The organism is Acidimicrobiales bacterium (genome assembly GCA_036273495.1).
GTDB lineage: Bacteria > Actinomycetota > Acidimicrobiia > Acidimicrobiales > JAJPHE01 > DASSEU01.
Genome location: DASUHN010000178.1, coordinates 1 through 13,830 on the forward strand (window position 1 = coordinate 1; position 13,830 = coordinate 13,830).

14 protein-coding genes are annotated in these 13,830 nt (G+C 74.3%); all 14 read left to right on the forward strand.

What is annotated here, in order from left to right:
• Nucleotides 1-179: 30S ribosomal protein S9 (gene rpsI, locus VFW24_07480; GenBank protein HEX5266598.1), on the forward strand; the 179-nt coding region annotated here is incomplete at its 5' end.
• A 6-nt stretch (nucleotides 180-185) separates the two neighbouring features.
• Nucleotides 186-1,535 (forward strand): phosphoglucosamine mutase, encoded by a 1,350-nt coding sequence (glmM, locus tag VFW24_07485; GenBank protein HEX5266599.1) that lies wholly within the window; start codon nucleotides 186-188, stop codon nucleotides 1,533-1,535.
• Between the two features lie 32 nt (nucleotides 1,536-1,567).
• Nucleotides 1,568-3,400 carry a glutamine--fructose-6-phosphate transaminase (isomerizing) gene (glmS, locus tag VFW24_07490; protein HEX5266600.1) on the forward strand — a complete coding sequence of 611 codons (1,833 nt, stop codon included), beginning with the start codon at nucleotides 1,568-1,570 and terminating at the stop codon, nucleotides 3,398-3,400.
• A complete protein-coding gene (locus VFW24_07495) occupies nucleotides 3,397-3,783 on the forward strand; it encodes a holo-ACP synthase (protein HEX5266601.1) in 387 nt (128 codons plus the stop codon). The genes glmS and VFW24_07495 overlap by 4 nt, the downstream gene beginning before the upstream one ends.
• Nucleotides 3,784-3,858: 75 nt before the next feature.
• Entirely contained in the window at nucleotides 3,859-5,241 is a 1,383-nt protein-coding gene (locus VFW24_07500) for an NAD(P)H-hydrate dehydratase (protein ID HEX5266602.1), read from the forward strand.
• Nucleotides 5,238-6,380: an alanine racemase gene (gene alr / locus VFW24_07505; GenBank protein ID HEX5266603.1), complete on the forward strand. Its 1,143-nt coding sequence runs from the start codon at nucleotides 5,238-5,240 to the stop codon at nucleotides 6,378-6,380. Before VFW24_07500 ends, alr begins: the two co-directional genes overlap by 4 nt.
• A 4-nt stretch (nucleotides 6,381-6,384) precedes the next feature.
• Nucleotides 6,385-7,290 (forward strand): P1 family peptidase, encoded by a 906-nt coding sequence (locus tag VFW24_07510; protein HEX5266604.1) that lies wholly within the window; start codon nucleotides 6,385-6,387, stop codon nucleotides 7,288-7,290.
• Nucleotides 7,287-7,874, forward strand: coding sequence for a uracil-DNA glycosylase (locus VFW24_07515; protein HEX5266605.1), 588 nt, complete (start codon nucleotides 7,287-7,289; stop codon nucleotides 7,872-7,874). The genes VFW24_07510 and VFW24_07515 overlap by 4 nt, the downstream gene beginning before the upstream one ends.
• Nucleotides 7,871-8,362, forward strand: a complete 492-nt coding sequence (gene tsaE / locus VFW24_07520) for a tRNA (adenosine(37)-N6)-threonylcarbamoyltransferase complex ATPase subunit type 1 TsaE (GenBank protein HEX5266606.1) — start codon at nucleotides 7,871-7,873, stop codon at nucleotides 8,360-8,362. Before VFW24_07515 ends, tsaE begins: the two co-directional genes overlap by 4 nt.
• Nucleotides 8,359-9,084, forward strand: a complete 726-nt coding sequence (gene tsaB, locus VFW24_07525; protein ID HEX5266607.1) for a tRNA (adenosine(37)-N6)-threonylcarbamoyltransferase complex dimerization subunit type 1 TsaB — start codon at nucleotides 8,359-8,361, stop codon at nucleotides 9,082-9,084. Before tsaE ends, tsaB begins: the two co-directional genes overlap by 4 nt.
• Nucleotides 9,065-9,598, forward strand: a complete 534-nt coding sequence (gene rimI, locus VFW24_07530; GenBank protein HEX5266608.1) for a ribosomal protein S18-alanine N-acetyltransferase — start codon at nucleotides 9,065-9,067, stop codon at nucleotides 9,596-9,598. Before tsaB ends, rimI begins: the two co-directional genes overlap by 20 nt.
• Nucleotides 9,595-10,602, forward strand: a complete 1,008-nt coding sequence (gene tsaD / locus VFW24_07535; GenBank protein HEX5266609.1) for a tRNA (adenosine(37)-N6)-threonylcarbamoyltransferase complex transferase subunit TsaD — start codon at nucleotides 9,595-9,597, stop codon at nucleotides 10,600-10,602. The genes rimI and tsaD overlap by 4 nt, the downstream gene beginning before the upstream one ends.
• A 79-nt stretch (nucleotides 10,603-10,681) precedes the next feature.
• Nucleotides 10,682-13,627, forward strand: coding sequence for an ATP-binding cassette domain-containing protein (locus VFW24_07540; protein HEX5266610.1), 2,946 nt, complete (start codon nucleotides 10,682-10,684; stop codon nucleotides 13,625-13,627).
• Nucleotides 13,624-13,830, forward strand: a 207-nt coding sequence (locus tag VFW24_07545; protein ID HEX5266611.1) for a hypothetical protein, incomplete at its 3' end; no start/stop codon positions are given. The genes VFW24_07540 and VFW24_07545, both read left to right, overlap by 4 nt.

Genomic DNA, 13,830 nt, shown 5'->3' on the forward strand with positions numbered 1-13,830 from the left:
TGTCCGGTCAGGCCGGCGCCCTGCGCCTGGGCATCGCCCGGGCCATGGCCGAGCTGGAGCCCGACCTGCGGGAGCCGCTCAAGCGGGCCGGCCTGCTCACCCGTGACCCCCGTAAGAAGGAGTCCAAGAAGTACGGACTCAAGAAGGCGCGCAAGGCCCCTCAGTACTCGAAGCGCTAAGGCCGCATGCGCCTGGCCTTCGGAACCGACGGGGTCCGCGGGGTCGCCAACTCCGAGCTGTCCCCGGAGCTGGCGCTGGCCATCGGCCGCGCCGCCGCCCGCATCCTCGGGCGGGACACCTTCCTGGTAGGGCGGGACACCCGCCGCTCCGGTCCGTTGCTGCAGGCCGCCTTCTCGGCCGGGCTGGCCTCGGAGGGCGCCGACGTTGTCGACCTGGGCGTGATCCCCACGCCCGGCGTGGCCTGCATCGCGGCGCGTCGAGGCCTGCCGGCGGCGGTCATCTCCGCCTCCCACAACCCCTTCCCCGACAACGGGGTGAAACTGCTCGGCCCCGGCGGCACCAAGCTGGACGAGGACATCGAGCGGAGCATCGAGGCGGAGCTCGGGACCGTGCTGGCGGGCCCGGCCGGCTCCCACGAGCTGCCTTCGGGGGACGCCGTCGGGCGGATCACCGGTGACGAGGACGCCGGGCGGCGCTACCTGGACCGGCTGCGGGAGAGCCTGGCGGGGCGCACCCTCACCGGCCTGCGGGTGGTCGTCGACTGCGCCAACGGCGCCGCCAGCGGGCTGGCCCCCGGGCTTCTCGAGTCGCTGGGCGCCGAGGTGACGGTCCTCAGCGCCGCGCCCGACGGCGTCAACATCAACGCCGGCTGCGGGTCCACCCACCCCCAGTCCCTCCAGGAGGCGGTGGTGGCGGCCGGCGCCGACGTCGGGTTGGCCCTGGACGGGGACGCCGACCGGGTCGTGGCCGTGGACGAGCGGGGCCGCCTGGTCGACGGCGACCATCTGATGGCCATGAGCGCCCTGGACCTGCGCGACCGGGGCCTGCTGGCCGGCAACACCGTGGTGGTCACGGTGATGAGCAACCTCGGCTTCCGGCGGGCCATGGAGGCGGCGGACCTGGCCGTCCACGAGACCCCGGTCGGGGATCGCCACGTGCTGGCGGCCATGGAGACCCACGGCTGGGTGCTCGGCGGGGAGCAGTCGGGCCACATCATCTTCCGGCACCTGGCGTCCACCGGTGACGGCATGCTGACGGGGCTGCAGGTCCTCGACCTGGTCCAGCGGCGGCAGCGGAGCCTCGGGGAGCTGGCCGCCGAGTCGATGACCCGGATGCCCCAGGAGCTGCGCAGCGTCCGCGTGGCCGACCTGTCCCGCCTGGACGAGGCGCCGGCGGTGTGGGACGCCGTGGCCGAGACCGAGCGCTCGCTCGGTCACCGGGGCCGGGTGGTCCTCCGGGCCAGCGGGACCGAGCCGGTCGTGCGGGTCATGGTCGAGGCCGACGACCCGGGCACGGCCGCCTCCGCCGTGGACCGGCTCTGCCACGTGGTCGAGCAGGCGCTCGGGGTGGCCTGAGCCCCGGCCGGGCGGGCGTAGCCTGGCTGGCCATGTGCGGGATCATCGGGGTCACCGGCTCGACCGACGCGCTGCCGATCCTCATGGAGGGACTGGGGCGCCTCGAGTACCGGGGCTACGACTCGGCGGGCGTGGCCCTCCAGGCCGACGGCCGGATCTGGATGCGGCGCCGGGCGGGGAAGCTCTCCGAGCTGGCCGGGGTGGTGGGAGACGCGCCGGCCGGCACCCGGGCGGGCATCGGCCACACCCGGTGGGCTACCCACGGCCGTCCCGACGACCACAACGCCCACCCCCACCGGGACTGCTCGGGGCGCCTGGCCCTCGTGCACAACGGGATCATCGAGAACCACCTGGCCCTGCGGGCCGAGCTGGAGGCCCAAGGGCACACGATCGTGTCGGAGACCGACACCGAGATGCTGGCCCATCTCATCGAGTCCCACCTGGACCGGGGGACCGGACTCCTGGAGGCGGTGCGGACCACCATGGCCCAGGTCGACGGGGCCTTTGCCCTGGCGGTCATCCACGCCGACGAGCCCGAGCTGATCGTGGCCGCCCGCCGGGTGAGCCCGCTGATCGTCGGGCGCACGCCGGCCATGGGACTGGTCGGCTCGGACATCCCCGCCGTGCTGGGCCAGACCCGTGACATCTACGCCATCGACGACGACCAGGTGGTCGAGGTCCGCCCGGGGGACATCCGGGTGACCGCCCTCGATGGCTCCGCTGTGCAGCCGCTCCAGCTGCGCGTCGACTGGGACCTCGAGCAGGCGGAGAAGGGCGGCTATGCCGACTTCATGCTCAAGGAGATCCACGAGCAGCCCCGGGCCGTGACCGACACCCTCGTCGGGCGCCTGCAGCCCGACGGGACCCTGCGCCTCGACGAGAGCCGCCTGTCCGACGACGACCTGCGCCAGATCGACAAGGTCTTCGTCGTCGGCTGCGGGACCAGCTACTACGCCGGGCTGGCGGCCAAGTACGCCATCGAGCACTGGGCCAAGCTGCCCGTGGAGATCGACATCGCCAGCGAGTTCCGCTACCGCGACCCGGTCCTCGACGCCAGCACCCTCGTGGTCGGTGTCAGCCAGTCCGGGGAGACCGTCGACACCATGGAGGCCATGCGCCACGCCCGGCTCGGCAAGGCCAAGGTGCTGGTGATCACCAACGTGATCGACTCGTCGATGGCCCGGGCCGCCGACGCCGTGCTCTACACACGCGCCGGACCCGAGATCGGCGTGGCCGCCACCAAGACCCACCTGGCCCAGCTGGTCGTGATGCAGGTGCTGGCCCTCTATCTGAGCCAGCTGCGGGGCACGCTGTACCCCGAGGAGGTGGCGCGCCTGGTCGAGGAGCTCAAGCAGCTGCCGGAGCGCGTCGCCGCCGCCCTGGCGTGCGCCGACGACGTCGAGGCGGTGGCGCGCAGCTGCACCGACGTGCGCGACTTCTTCTTCGTCGGTCGCCACGTCGGGTATCCGGTCGCCCTCGAGGGGGCGCTCAAGCTCAAGGAGATCGCCTACCTGCGGGCCGAGGGCTATCCGGCGGGGGAGCTGAAGCACGGGCCGATCGCCCTCATCGAGCCGGGCACCGTGGCGGTGGGGGTGGCCACGCGCGGGCACCTGCTCGACAAGATGCTCTCGAACATCGCCGAGATCCGGGCACGGGGTGCCACCGTGGTGCTGGTGGTGAACGAGGGTGACGAGGCCACCGCCGCCCAGGCCGACTTCGCCCTGGTGGTGCCGGAGACCCACGAGCTGTTCGCCCCCGTGGTGGCAGTGGTGCCGCTTCAGCTGTTCGCCTACCACCTGGCCAAGATGCGCGGCAACGACGTGGACCGACCCCGGAACCTGGCCAAGACCGTCACGGTCGAATGACCGGCCCGATCGTCCAGATCGGCATCGACGTGGCCGAGGTGCCACGGTTCCGCACCGTCCTGGCCCGCCGCCCCCGGCTGGCCGAGCGGGTCTTCACCGACGCCGAGCGGGCCTACGCCCTCCGCAAGCGCGATCCGACCGAGCGGTTCGCGGCGCGCTTCGCCGCCAAGGAGGCGGTGATGAAGGCCCTCGGCGTGGGCCTGGGGCGCTTCCCCTTCCGCGACGTCGAGGTGGTGCGCGCCCGCAGCGGGGCACCGGGCCTGTTCCTGTACGGCAAGGCGGCGGCACTGGCCGAGGAGCGAGGGGTGGTGGAGTGGCGCATCTCGCTCACCCACAGCGAGTTGATCGCCGCGGCCATAGTTGTGGCTCTGGGCACGCCGTAGGCACAGTGGTGGCCCTGGGCACGCCCTAGGCACAATCGTGGCCCTGGGCGCGCCCGGCCCGTAGCGTTGGGCGCGGTGCAGCCCGTGGTGACCGTCGAGGAGATGCGCGCCATCGACGCCGCCGCCCAGCGCGACACTCCGGTCGAGACGCTGATCGAGCGGGCCGGGGCCGTCGCCGCCCACGCCGCCCTGGATCTGCTCGGCGGCGCCTACGGGCGGCGGGTCGTCGTGGTGGCGGGCAAGGGGCACAACGGGGACGACGGCCGGGTGGCGGCCCGGCACCTGGCGGCTCGGGGGGCGAGGGTGACGGTGATCGACGTGGCCTCGGCGCCGCCCTCCCTGCCCGAGGCCGACCTCGTAGTCGACGCCGCCTTCGGCACCGGCTTCCGGGGGGAGTACGACGCCCCCCGCACCGACGCACCCGTGCTGGCCCTCGACATCCCGTCCGGTGTAGACGGGGACACGGGCCAGGCCGGGTCGGGAGCCGTGCGCGCCACCGCCACCGTGACCTTCGCGGCCTGGAAGCCGGGCCTGCTCCTTGGGGACGGGCCCGAACGCGCCGGTCGGGTCCGGGTGGCCGACATCGGCCTCGACTGTTCCTGCGCTCGCGCCGGCCTGGTCGGGTCCGACGACCTGGCGGCCCGCGTGCCCCGGCGGACGCGCGAGTGGCACAAGTGGAAGACCGCAGTCGGGGTGGTGGCGGGAGCGCCGGGGATGATGGGCGCCGCCACCTTCTGCACCCGGGGCGCGCTGCGCGCCGGCGCCGGCATGGTCCGCCTGGCCGTTCCCGGCGCCGGCCCCGCCGACCTTCCCGCCGCCGAGGCGGTGGCCACCGGGCTCCCCGCCGAGGGCTGGGCCGCCGGCGCGGCGGAATGGGTGCAGCGGTGCGGGGCGGTAGTCGTCGGTCCCGGCCTGGGCCGGGCGGCGGGCACGGCCGAGGCGGTGCGGCGTCTGGTGGCGGACGCCCCCGTCCCGGTCCTGGTCGACGCCGACGGTCTGCACGCCCTGGGCCGCGACGCCGGCGCCGTGCTGCGCACGCGGTCGGCCCCGACCGTCCTCACCCCGCACGCCGGGGAGTTCGAGGTCCTGACCGGCGCGGCCCCGGGCCCGGACCGGCTGGCCGTCACCCGCAGCCTGGCGGCGGACACGGGCGCGGTCGTGCTCCTCAAGGGGTCCACGACCGTGGTCGCCGGGCCCGACGGCCGGGTCCTCCTGTCCGCCGCGGGCGGGCCCGGGCTGGCCACCGCCGGCACGGGGGACGTCCTGTCGGGGGTGATCGCCGCCTTCCTGGCTTCCGGGCTCGACCCGCTCTGGGGCGCCGCTCTCGGGGCCCACACCCACGGGGTGGCCGGCTCGCGGGGCCTCCCGCACGGCCTGGTGGCGGGGGACCTGCCGGAGCTGGTGGCCGCCGTCCTGTCCGAGCTGGTGACCGGGGACGGGCCGGAGGGGGGGCCGTGACCCGGGCGCGGATGCGCCCGGCGTGGGCGGAGATCGACCTCGACGCCGTGGCCGGCAACGCCGCCAGCCTGGTGGCGCTGGTGGCCCCGGCCCGGCTGTGCGCGGTCGTGAAGGCCGACGGCTACGGCCACGGGGCGGTCGAGGTGGCCCGGGCGGCTACGGCCGGAGGGGCCGAGTGGCTGGCGGTGGCCCTGGTCGAGGAGGGCCTCGAGCTGCGCCAGGCCGGGATCGGGGCGCCGATCCTCGTGCTGTCCGAGGCGCCGCCCTCCGCCCTGCCCGACGCGGTGGGGGCGGGGCTGGCCCTCACCGTCTACACGGCTGCGGGCATCGCGGAGGCGGCGGGGGAGGGGGGCCGCCTCGCCCGGCGGGTGCCGGTGCATCTGAAGGTCGACACCGGCATGCACCGGGTGGGCGCCGACCCGGCCGACGCCCCGGCCCTGGCCGGGCGGATCGCGTCGGAGCCGGCTCTCCGGTTCGAGGGCCTGTGGACCCACCTGGCGGTGGCCGACGAGCCCGACGACCCGTTCACCGGAGAGCAGCTGGCCCGGTTCGACAAGGTGCGCGCCGAGCTGGCGGGCAGGGGGCTGGTCCCGGAGATGGTGCACGCCGCCAACTCCGGCGGGGCCCTCCTGCACCCGGCGGCGCGCCTCGACCTGGTCCGCTGCGGGATCTCGCTGTACGGGTACCCGCCGGCTCCGGGGCTGGCCGGCGGGGCGGATCTGACGCCGGTCCTCGGTCTCAAGGCCGAGGTGACCCTGGTGCGCCGGCTGGCCGCGGGGGAACGCCTCTCCTACGGCCTCCGCCGCCCCCTTCCGGCCGATTCGGTGGTGGCGACCGTGCCCCTCGGCTACGCCGACGGGGTGGTGCGGGCCCTGGCCCGGGCCGGGGCCGAGGTCCTCGTCGGGGGCCGGCGCTGCCCGATCGCCGGCACGGTGACCATGGACCAGCTCATGGTCGACTGCGGGCCCGACGCCGCCGTGCAGCCGGGGGACGAGGTGGTCCTCCTCGGCCGCCAGGGCAGCGAGTCCGTCACCGCCGAGGAGTGGGCGCGGCTGTTGGGGACGATCTCCTACGAGGTCCTCTGCGGGGTGGGGCCCCGCGTCGACCGGCGCTACACCGGCGGCCCGGCGCCCTCCTGAGCCCGTGCTCACCGACGTCCCCGGGGTGGCGGTCGGCCACTGGACCGAGCCGGTGGCCCGGACCGGGTGCACCGTCGTGCTGCTCGACGACGGGGCGGTGGCGTCGGGCGAGGTGCGGGGCGGCGCCCCCGGCACGCGCGAGTGGGCCCTCCTGGCCCCCGAGCGGCTGGTCGATCACGTCGACGCGGTGGTGCTCACCGGCGGGTCGGCCTTCGGGCTGGCGGCGTGCGACGGCGTGACGCGGTGGTGTGCCGAGCACGAACGGGGCTACCCCACGCGTGCGGGGCGGGTCCCGATCGTCGTCGGCGCCGTGCTGTTCGATCTCGGGACCGGTGACGGCAGCGTGCGCCCCGGCCCGGCCGAGGGCTACGCCGCCGCCGCGAGCGCCGGCCGGGCCCCGTTCGCGACCGGACCGGTGGGAGCGGGCGCCGGTGCGACCGTGGGCAGCTGGCGGGGGCCGGAGGGGTCCCGGCCCGGTGGGCTCGGGACCGCCACCCTCCCTCACGGCGGACTGGTCGTCGCCGCCCTGTGCGCGGTGAACGCCTACGGGGACGTGCTGGCGCCGGGGGCCGAGCCCGGCGCGGTCGTCGACGTGGCCCGGCTGCTCGAGGTGCCCGCCCCGGCTGCGTTCCAGGAGAGCACCACCATCGGCGTGGTCGCCACCAACGCCGTGCTGGACAAGCGCGGCTGCCTGCTCGCCGCCCAGTCGGCCCACGACGGCCTGGCCCGGGCCCTCGAACCGGCCCACACCACGGTCGACGGGGACGCCCTGGTCGTGGTCTCCACCGCCGCCACCGAGGCCGCCGGCGGCGGGGTGGAGGTCCGCCTGGACGGCCTGCGGGCCCTGGCCGCCCGGGTCACCACGGCAGCCGTCCGCGCCGGCGCGGCGGCCGTAGCATCGTCGGGATGACCTTGGAGGAGCTGCGCGCCGAGGGAGTGGCGTGTACCCGCTGCGCCCTGGCGGGCAGCCGGACCCAGGTTGTCTTCGGGGTGGGCAACCCCCGCGCCGGGCTCATGCTCATCGGCGAGGGGCCCGGTCGCGACGAGGACCTGCAGGGGGAGCCGTTCGTGGGCCGGTCGGGAAAGCTGCTCGACCGGCTGCTGGCCGAGGAGATGGGGATCGACCGCACCGGCTGCTACATCGCCAACGTGCTGATGTGCCGGCCGCCGGGGAACCGCGACCCCCGGCCCGAGGAGATCGAGAGCTGCCGGCCCCACCTGCAGGCCAAGATCGAGCTGATGCGCCCGCGGGTGATGATCACCCTCGGGAACTTCGCGACCCGCTTCGTGCTCGAACGGACCGAGGGGATCAAGCGCCTGCGGGGCCGGGTCTACCCCTACGACCACGGGGTGGTCGTCCCGACGTACCACCCGTCGGCGGCGCTTCGCAGCGGCGGGGAGGTGCTGGCCGAGATGCGGGCCGACCTCATCCGGGCCAAGCAGGCTCTCGCCGCCCCGTCGGCACCCGCCCCGGCCGCCGGGCCCGTCCGTTGATCCGCCTGCGCTCCGCCTCGCCCGAGGACACCCGCGCCATCGGCGCCGCCGTGGCCGGCCTGGCCCGCCCGCGTGACCTCGTTCTCCTGGCCGGGGACCTGGGGGCGGGCAAGACCGTGTTCACCCAGGGCTTCGGCTCCGCCCTCGGCGTCAAGGAGCCGATCACCAGCCCCACCTTCACCCTCGTGCGCACCTACGCCGGGCGCATCCCGCTCGTCCACGCCGACGTCTACCGCCTGGAGCGGGTCCAGGAGGTGATCGACCTCGGGCTTCCCGAGCTGCTCGACGACGGCGGGGGCGCGGTGGCGGTGGTGGAGTGGGGGGACGTGGCGGCGGCCACTTTCGCCGCCGACTACCTGTCGGTGCGCATGGACTACGACGAGGACGGGGACGAGGCGCGCTGGGTGTCGGTGCGGGGCGTGGGTCCCCGCTGGTCGGCGCGCGCCGAGTCTCTCCGCGCCGCCCTGGCCCCCTGGGAGAAGCAGTGATCATCCTCGGGATCGAGACCGCCACCGCCCGGGTGGGCTGCGCCCTCGGCGGTGTCGAGGGGGTGCTGGCCGAGTTCCACTCCAGCCGGGACCGCCGCCACGCCGAGACCCTGGCCCCGGCCATCGAGTTCCTGTGCCGGGCGGCGCACATCGAGCCGCGCGAGATCAGTGTGGTGGCCGTCGACACCGGCCCCGGCCTGTTCACCGGCCTGCGGGTCGGCGTGGCCACGGCCAAGGCCATGGCCCAGTCGCTCCGGGTCCCGATGATCGGGCTGTCCAGCCTCGACCTGCTGGCGTTCGGGGTGCGCTACACCGACCGCCTCATCGTCCCGGTCATCGACGCCCGTCGCGCCGAGGTGTACTACGCCAAGTACCGCCACGTGCCCGGGGGCGTGCAGCGAGTGTCGGACTACCGGGTGGCCTCGCCCTCGGAGGTGGCGGGGGAGCTGCAGGCCACGCGCCAGAACTGCCTGGTGATCGGGGACGGGGCGCTGCGCTACGCCGGCGTCCTCGGCGCCGAGTCCAGCGTCGAGCTGGGTACGGTCGGGAACGCCTATCCCAGCCCGGGGGCACTCGTCGAGCTGGCCCACCCCCGCGCCGTGCGCGAGGAGTTCGTCCACCCGTCCGAGCTCGAGGTGATGTACCTGCGGCGGTCGGACGCCGAGATCAACTGGGACGCCCGCCAGCGCGGGGGAGAAGCCGGTGCAGCAGCCGCTGGTTGACCTCGGCGGGGAGATCACGCTCGCTCCCATGCGCCGGCGCCACCTGCGCTCGGTGCTGCGCATCGAGGCCCTCGTGTACCCCCGGCCGTGGTCGGCCTCGCTGTTCATGAGCGAGCTGGCTCTGCGCGGCACGCGTGCCTATCACGTCGCCAAGACGGGCAACTCGGTGGTGGGCTACTCCGGGCTGATGCTCGGGACCGAGGACGCCCACGTGACGACGATTGCCGTCGACCCCGAGTGGCAGCGCCGGCGGGTCGGCATGCGGCTGATGCTGAACATGGCCCACGCGTCGGTGGAGCGGGGAGCGCGCAACATGACCCTCGAGGTGCGCGTGGCCAACACCGGCGCCCAGGCCCTCTACCATCGGTTCGGATTTGCCCCGGCCGGGATCCGCAAGAACTACTACTCCGAGACCAACGAGGACGCCCTGGTGATGTGGGCCACCGACATCGACACCCCCGCCTACGCAGAGCGGCTGGAGGGGATCGAGAAGGAGCTGGCGGCGCGCCCATGAGCCGGATCCTGGCCATCGAGACGTCCTGCGACGAGACCGCCGCCGCGGTGGTGGAGGACGGCCGCCGGGTCCTCGCCTCGGTCGTCAGCAGCCAGGTCGACCTTCACGCCCGTTACGGCGGGGTGGTCCCGGAGCTGGCCGGGCGCGCCCACGTCGAGCTGCTCACGCCGGTGGTGGCCGAGGCCCTGCTCGAGGCCCGGGTCGAGAACGGGCCGGACGGCCGCCCCGGCCTCGACGCCGTGGCCGCCACCATCGGCCCCGGCCTCATCGGCGCCCTCCTGGTCGGGGTGAGCGCGGCCAAGGCCATGGCCCTGGCGTGGGGCCTCCCGTTCGTCGGGGTCAACCACCTCGAGGGCCACCTGGCCGCCGCCTTCCTCGAGGAGCCCGAGCTCGAGTTCCCGCTGGTGGTGCTGATGGTGTCGGGCGGCCACACCATGCTCGTGCTGATGGAGGGGCCGGGACGGTACCGGCTGCTGGGCCAGACCATCGACGACGCCGCCGGCGAGGCCTTCGACAAGGTGGCCCGCTACCTCGGCCTCGGCTACCCCGGCGGCCCGGTCATCGACCAGGTGTCGATCGACGGGGATCCCAAGGCGGTCGAGTTCCCCCGGGCCCTCCGGGACGAGGGCTACGACTTCTCGTTCAGCGGGCTCAAGACGGCGGTGATCACCTACGTGCGCAAGAACCCCGACGCGCCCGTGGCCGACGTGGCCGCCTCCTTCCAGGAGGCGGTCGTCGACGTGCTGGTGACCAAGGCCCGGCGGGCCGCCCTGGACCTCGGGGTCAAGGGGCTGTGCCTGGCCGGCGGGGTGGCGGCCAACTCCCTCCTGCGGGAGCGGACCCTCGACGTCTGCATCGCCGAGGGGCTGCGACCGTTCATCCCGTCGCGCTCGCTCTGCACGGACAACGCCGCCATGATCGCGGTGGCGGCCGCCTGGCGCCTGGACGCCTCGGGGCCGAGCCCCCTGGACCTGGCCGCCGACCCGAACCTCCGGCTTATCTGAGCCTCGCCTAGCTACCGCTCGGTAACTCCTGGCGTTCCCGAAGGGGACCGGGTGGAGGCCGGAGAAGTAGACATCTGCCATGAGTGTGGGGAGCTGGGTCCTCGGTCTGCTCAACGGCCTCACCATCGGGCTCCTGGCCGTTGGTCTGGTCCTGGTCTACAAGGCCAACCGGTTCCTGAACCTGGCCCACGCCCAGCTCGGCACCCTCTCGGCGCTGCTGCTGGCCAAGTGGGTCCTGGACTGGGGCTGGAGCTGGTGGGTGGCGTTCATCCTCGCCGTCGTGGTCGGGGTCGTGACCGGCCTGCTGGTCGAGCGCTTCTTCATCGGCGCCCTGCGCAAGCGGGCGGCCACGCCTGTGCGGCTGCTGCTGATGTCGGTGGCCCTGTCGTTCGTCCTGCTGGGCCTGACCTTCGTTCCGTCGCTCGGGCCCGACGTCACCAAGGCGCCGATGTTCCCGCAGCCGTTCAACTCGCACGCCGCCATCGGGGGGGTCGTGCTCACCGGCATGTGGATCCTCACCGCCTTCCTGGTGCCGATCCTGGTGGTCGGCCTGGCCCTGTTCCTCCGCTTCACGACCATCGGCAAGGGCATCCGGGCCGCCGCCAACAACCCCGACGCCGCCCGCCTGTGCGGGATCTCGGTGTCCAAGGTGTCGGCCATCACCTGGGGCCTGGCGGGCGGGCTGTCCGCGGTGTCGGCCGTGATGCAGGCACCGACCCAGCCGAGCTTCAACCTCCCCTCGCTCGGGCCCTACCTGTTGATGCTCACTCTCGGGGCGGCGGCCTTCGGCGCCTTCGTGTCGCTCCCGGCGGCCTTCGGCGGCGGCATCGTGCTCGGGCTCATCTCCCAGAACGTCTCGGCCATCACCTCGGACGCGTCCGAGGCGGAGCTGGCCGTGTTCGTCACCATCCTGCTCGTGGTGTTCCTGCGCGGCCGGGCCATCGGACGGGTGTTCTCCCTCACGGGGGGACTGGCCGAGGCGACCCCGGTGACGAGGATCCCGGCCGTGCTGCGGTCCAGCCCGCTCGTGCGCTACCAGCGGGTGTGGATGGGAGCGGCGGCCGTCCTGGTTGCGCTGATCTTCCCGAAGTTCCCGTACTTCGACACCGCCGGGCACCGCTTCCTCCTGATCCTGGTGTTGGTGTACGCCCTCATCGGCATTGGCCTCACCATGCTCATCGGGTGGGCGGGCCAGGTCTCGCTCGGCCACTTCGCGGTGGTGGGTCTGGCCGCCTATCTGGCGGCGCGGTGGGGCCCGCACTGGAGCCTCCCGGCCGTGATCCTCGCGGCGGGACTGATCGGGGCGGCGGTCATGGTGCTGGTCGGTCTGCCCGCCCTGCGCGTCGGGGGACTGGCCCTGGCGGTGACGACGATGGCCTTCGCCGTGATCTGCGCCGACTGGCTGTACCGGCAGGACTGGGTCGGCTCCTCGCAGTCGTTCGTGAACATCAACCCCATCCCGCTCGGCCCCGCCCTCGGCACACCGTCGTCGCAGCTGAGCGTCTACTACGTGGCCCTGGCCCTCCTCGTGCTGGGGGGGGCGGGGGCGGGCGCCCTGCGGAAGTGGGGACCGGGCCGGCTCGTGATCGCCACGAGGGACAACGAGAACGCGGTCAGCGCCTTCGGCATCGCGCCGGCCACGGTGAAATTGATGATCCTGGCCGTGTCCGGCCTGTATGCGGCGGTGGCGGGCGTGATGTGGGCCGACGCGTGGAAGGTCGCCTCGCCCGACCAGTTCACCGCCGACCTCTCGGTGGCCATCATCGCCATCCCGGTGATCGGCGGGCTGGGCTCGGTGGCGGGGGCGGTGGCGGCGGCGGTCACCATCTACATGGGGACCTTCTTCATCGGCCCTTCGTTGTCGGGCGTGTTCGGGAACTTCGGGCACAACCTCGGCTTCCAGCTGTTCCTGGCGGGCATCGGGCAGGTGGTCGTGCTCCTGCAGTGGCCCCGCGGCCTCGCCGGGGTGTTCCAGGTGGTGTGGCAGAAGTACCTCGAGCGGCGGGCCCCGTTGGTCGAGACGTGGGCGCCGGTCCTGGCGGCGGAGGAGCCCGAGGTGGCGGTCCCGCCGTCCGGCGTCCCGGAGCTGCCCTCGGGATCGGTCGCCTTGCCCGCCCTCTCCGCCGGGACGCGCCGCCCGGTGCGGGCCTCGTCCCCGGGCCGGAACGGGAAGGCCCCGGTCCTCGCGACCGAGGCCATCCAGGTCCGCTTCGGCGGGGTGGTGGCCCTCGACGACCCCGACATCAACGTGCGGCCCGGGGAGATCGTCGGTCTCATCGGCCCCAACGGGGCGGGCAAGACGACGCTCATGAACGTCGTGTCCGGCGTCCTCCGCCCCGACCGCGGCTCGGTGCGGATCTACGGCCGGGAGATGGCCGATCTGCCCCCGGACTTCCGCGCCGCTTTCGGGGTGGCGCGCACCTTCCAGGACGCCCGGCTGTTCGGCGGCCTGACCGTCACCGAGACGCTGCAGGTGGCCATGGCGTACCACCACAAGGTGGGGGCGGTGTCCGCCATGCTGGCCTCGCCGTGGGCCCAGGTGGCCGAGGTCCGCACCCGGATGGCGGCCGACGAGATCATCGACCGCTTCGGGCTGCGGCCGTGGGCCGACACGCTGACCTCCGAGCTGTCCACCGGGACCAGGCGGATCTGCGACCTGGCCGCCCAGATGGCCGCCGGTCCCGAGCTCCTCTTGCTGGACGAGCCCACGGCCGGCGTGGCCCAGCGCGAGGCGGAGGCATTCGGGCCGCTGCTCCGGCGGATCCGTGACGAGCTCGACTGCTCGGTGCTGATCGTCGAGCACGACATGCCGCTCCTGATGGGGCTGTGCGACCGGGTCTACGCCATGGAGTCGGGCCGGGTGATAGCCGAGGGCAGCCCGGTCGAGATCAGGAACAACCCCCGGGTCGTCGAGAGCTACCTGGGCACGGGGGAGACGGCCATCCGCCGCTCGGGAGAGCGGGCGGAGGTCGGTGCCGGCGGGGACGGCCCGGTGCCGGCGTCGCCCCGGAAGAACGACCCGTGACCCCGTTCCGCCAGTTCCGGCTGTGGCTGGGCCGGGCGTCGCTGGCCGAGCAGGTCACGGCGGCCGTCGGCGCCACCCTGGTCGTGGCGGTGGTGGCCTGGCTGCTCGTCCCGCCGACGAGCACGAGCGGCTCGGCCACCGTGGCCGCCGGTGGCACCGGCGGTGGGGCCGGACCCACGACCGGCGGGGGCGGCGGCACGGGC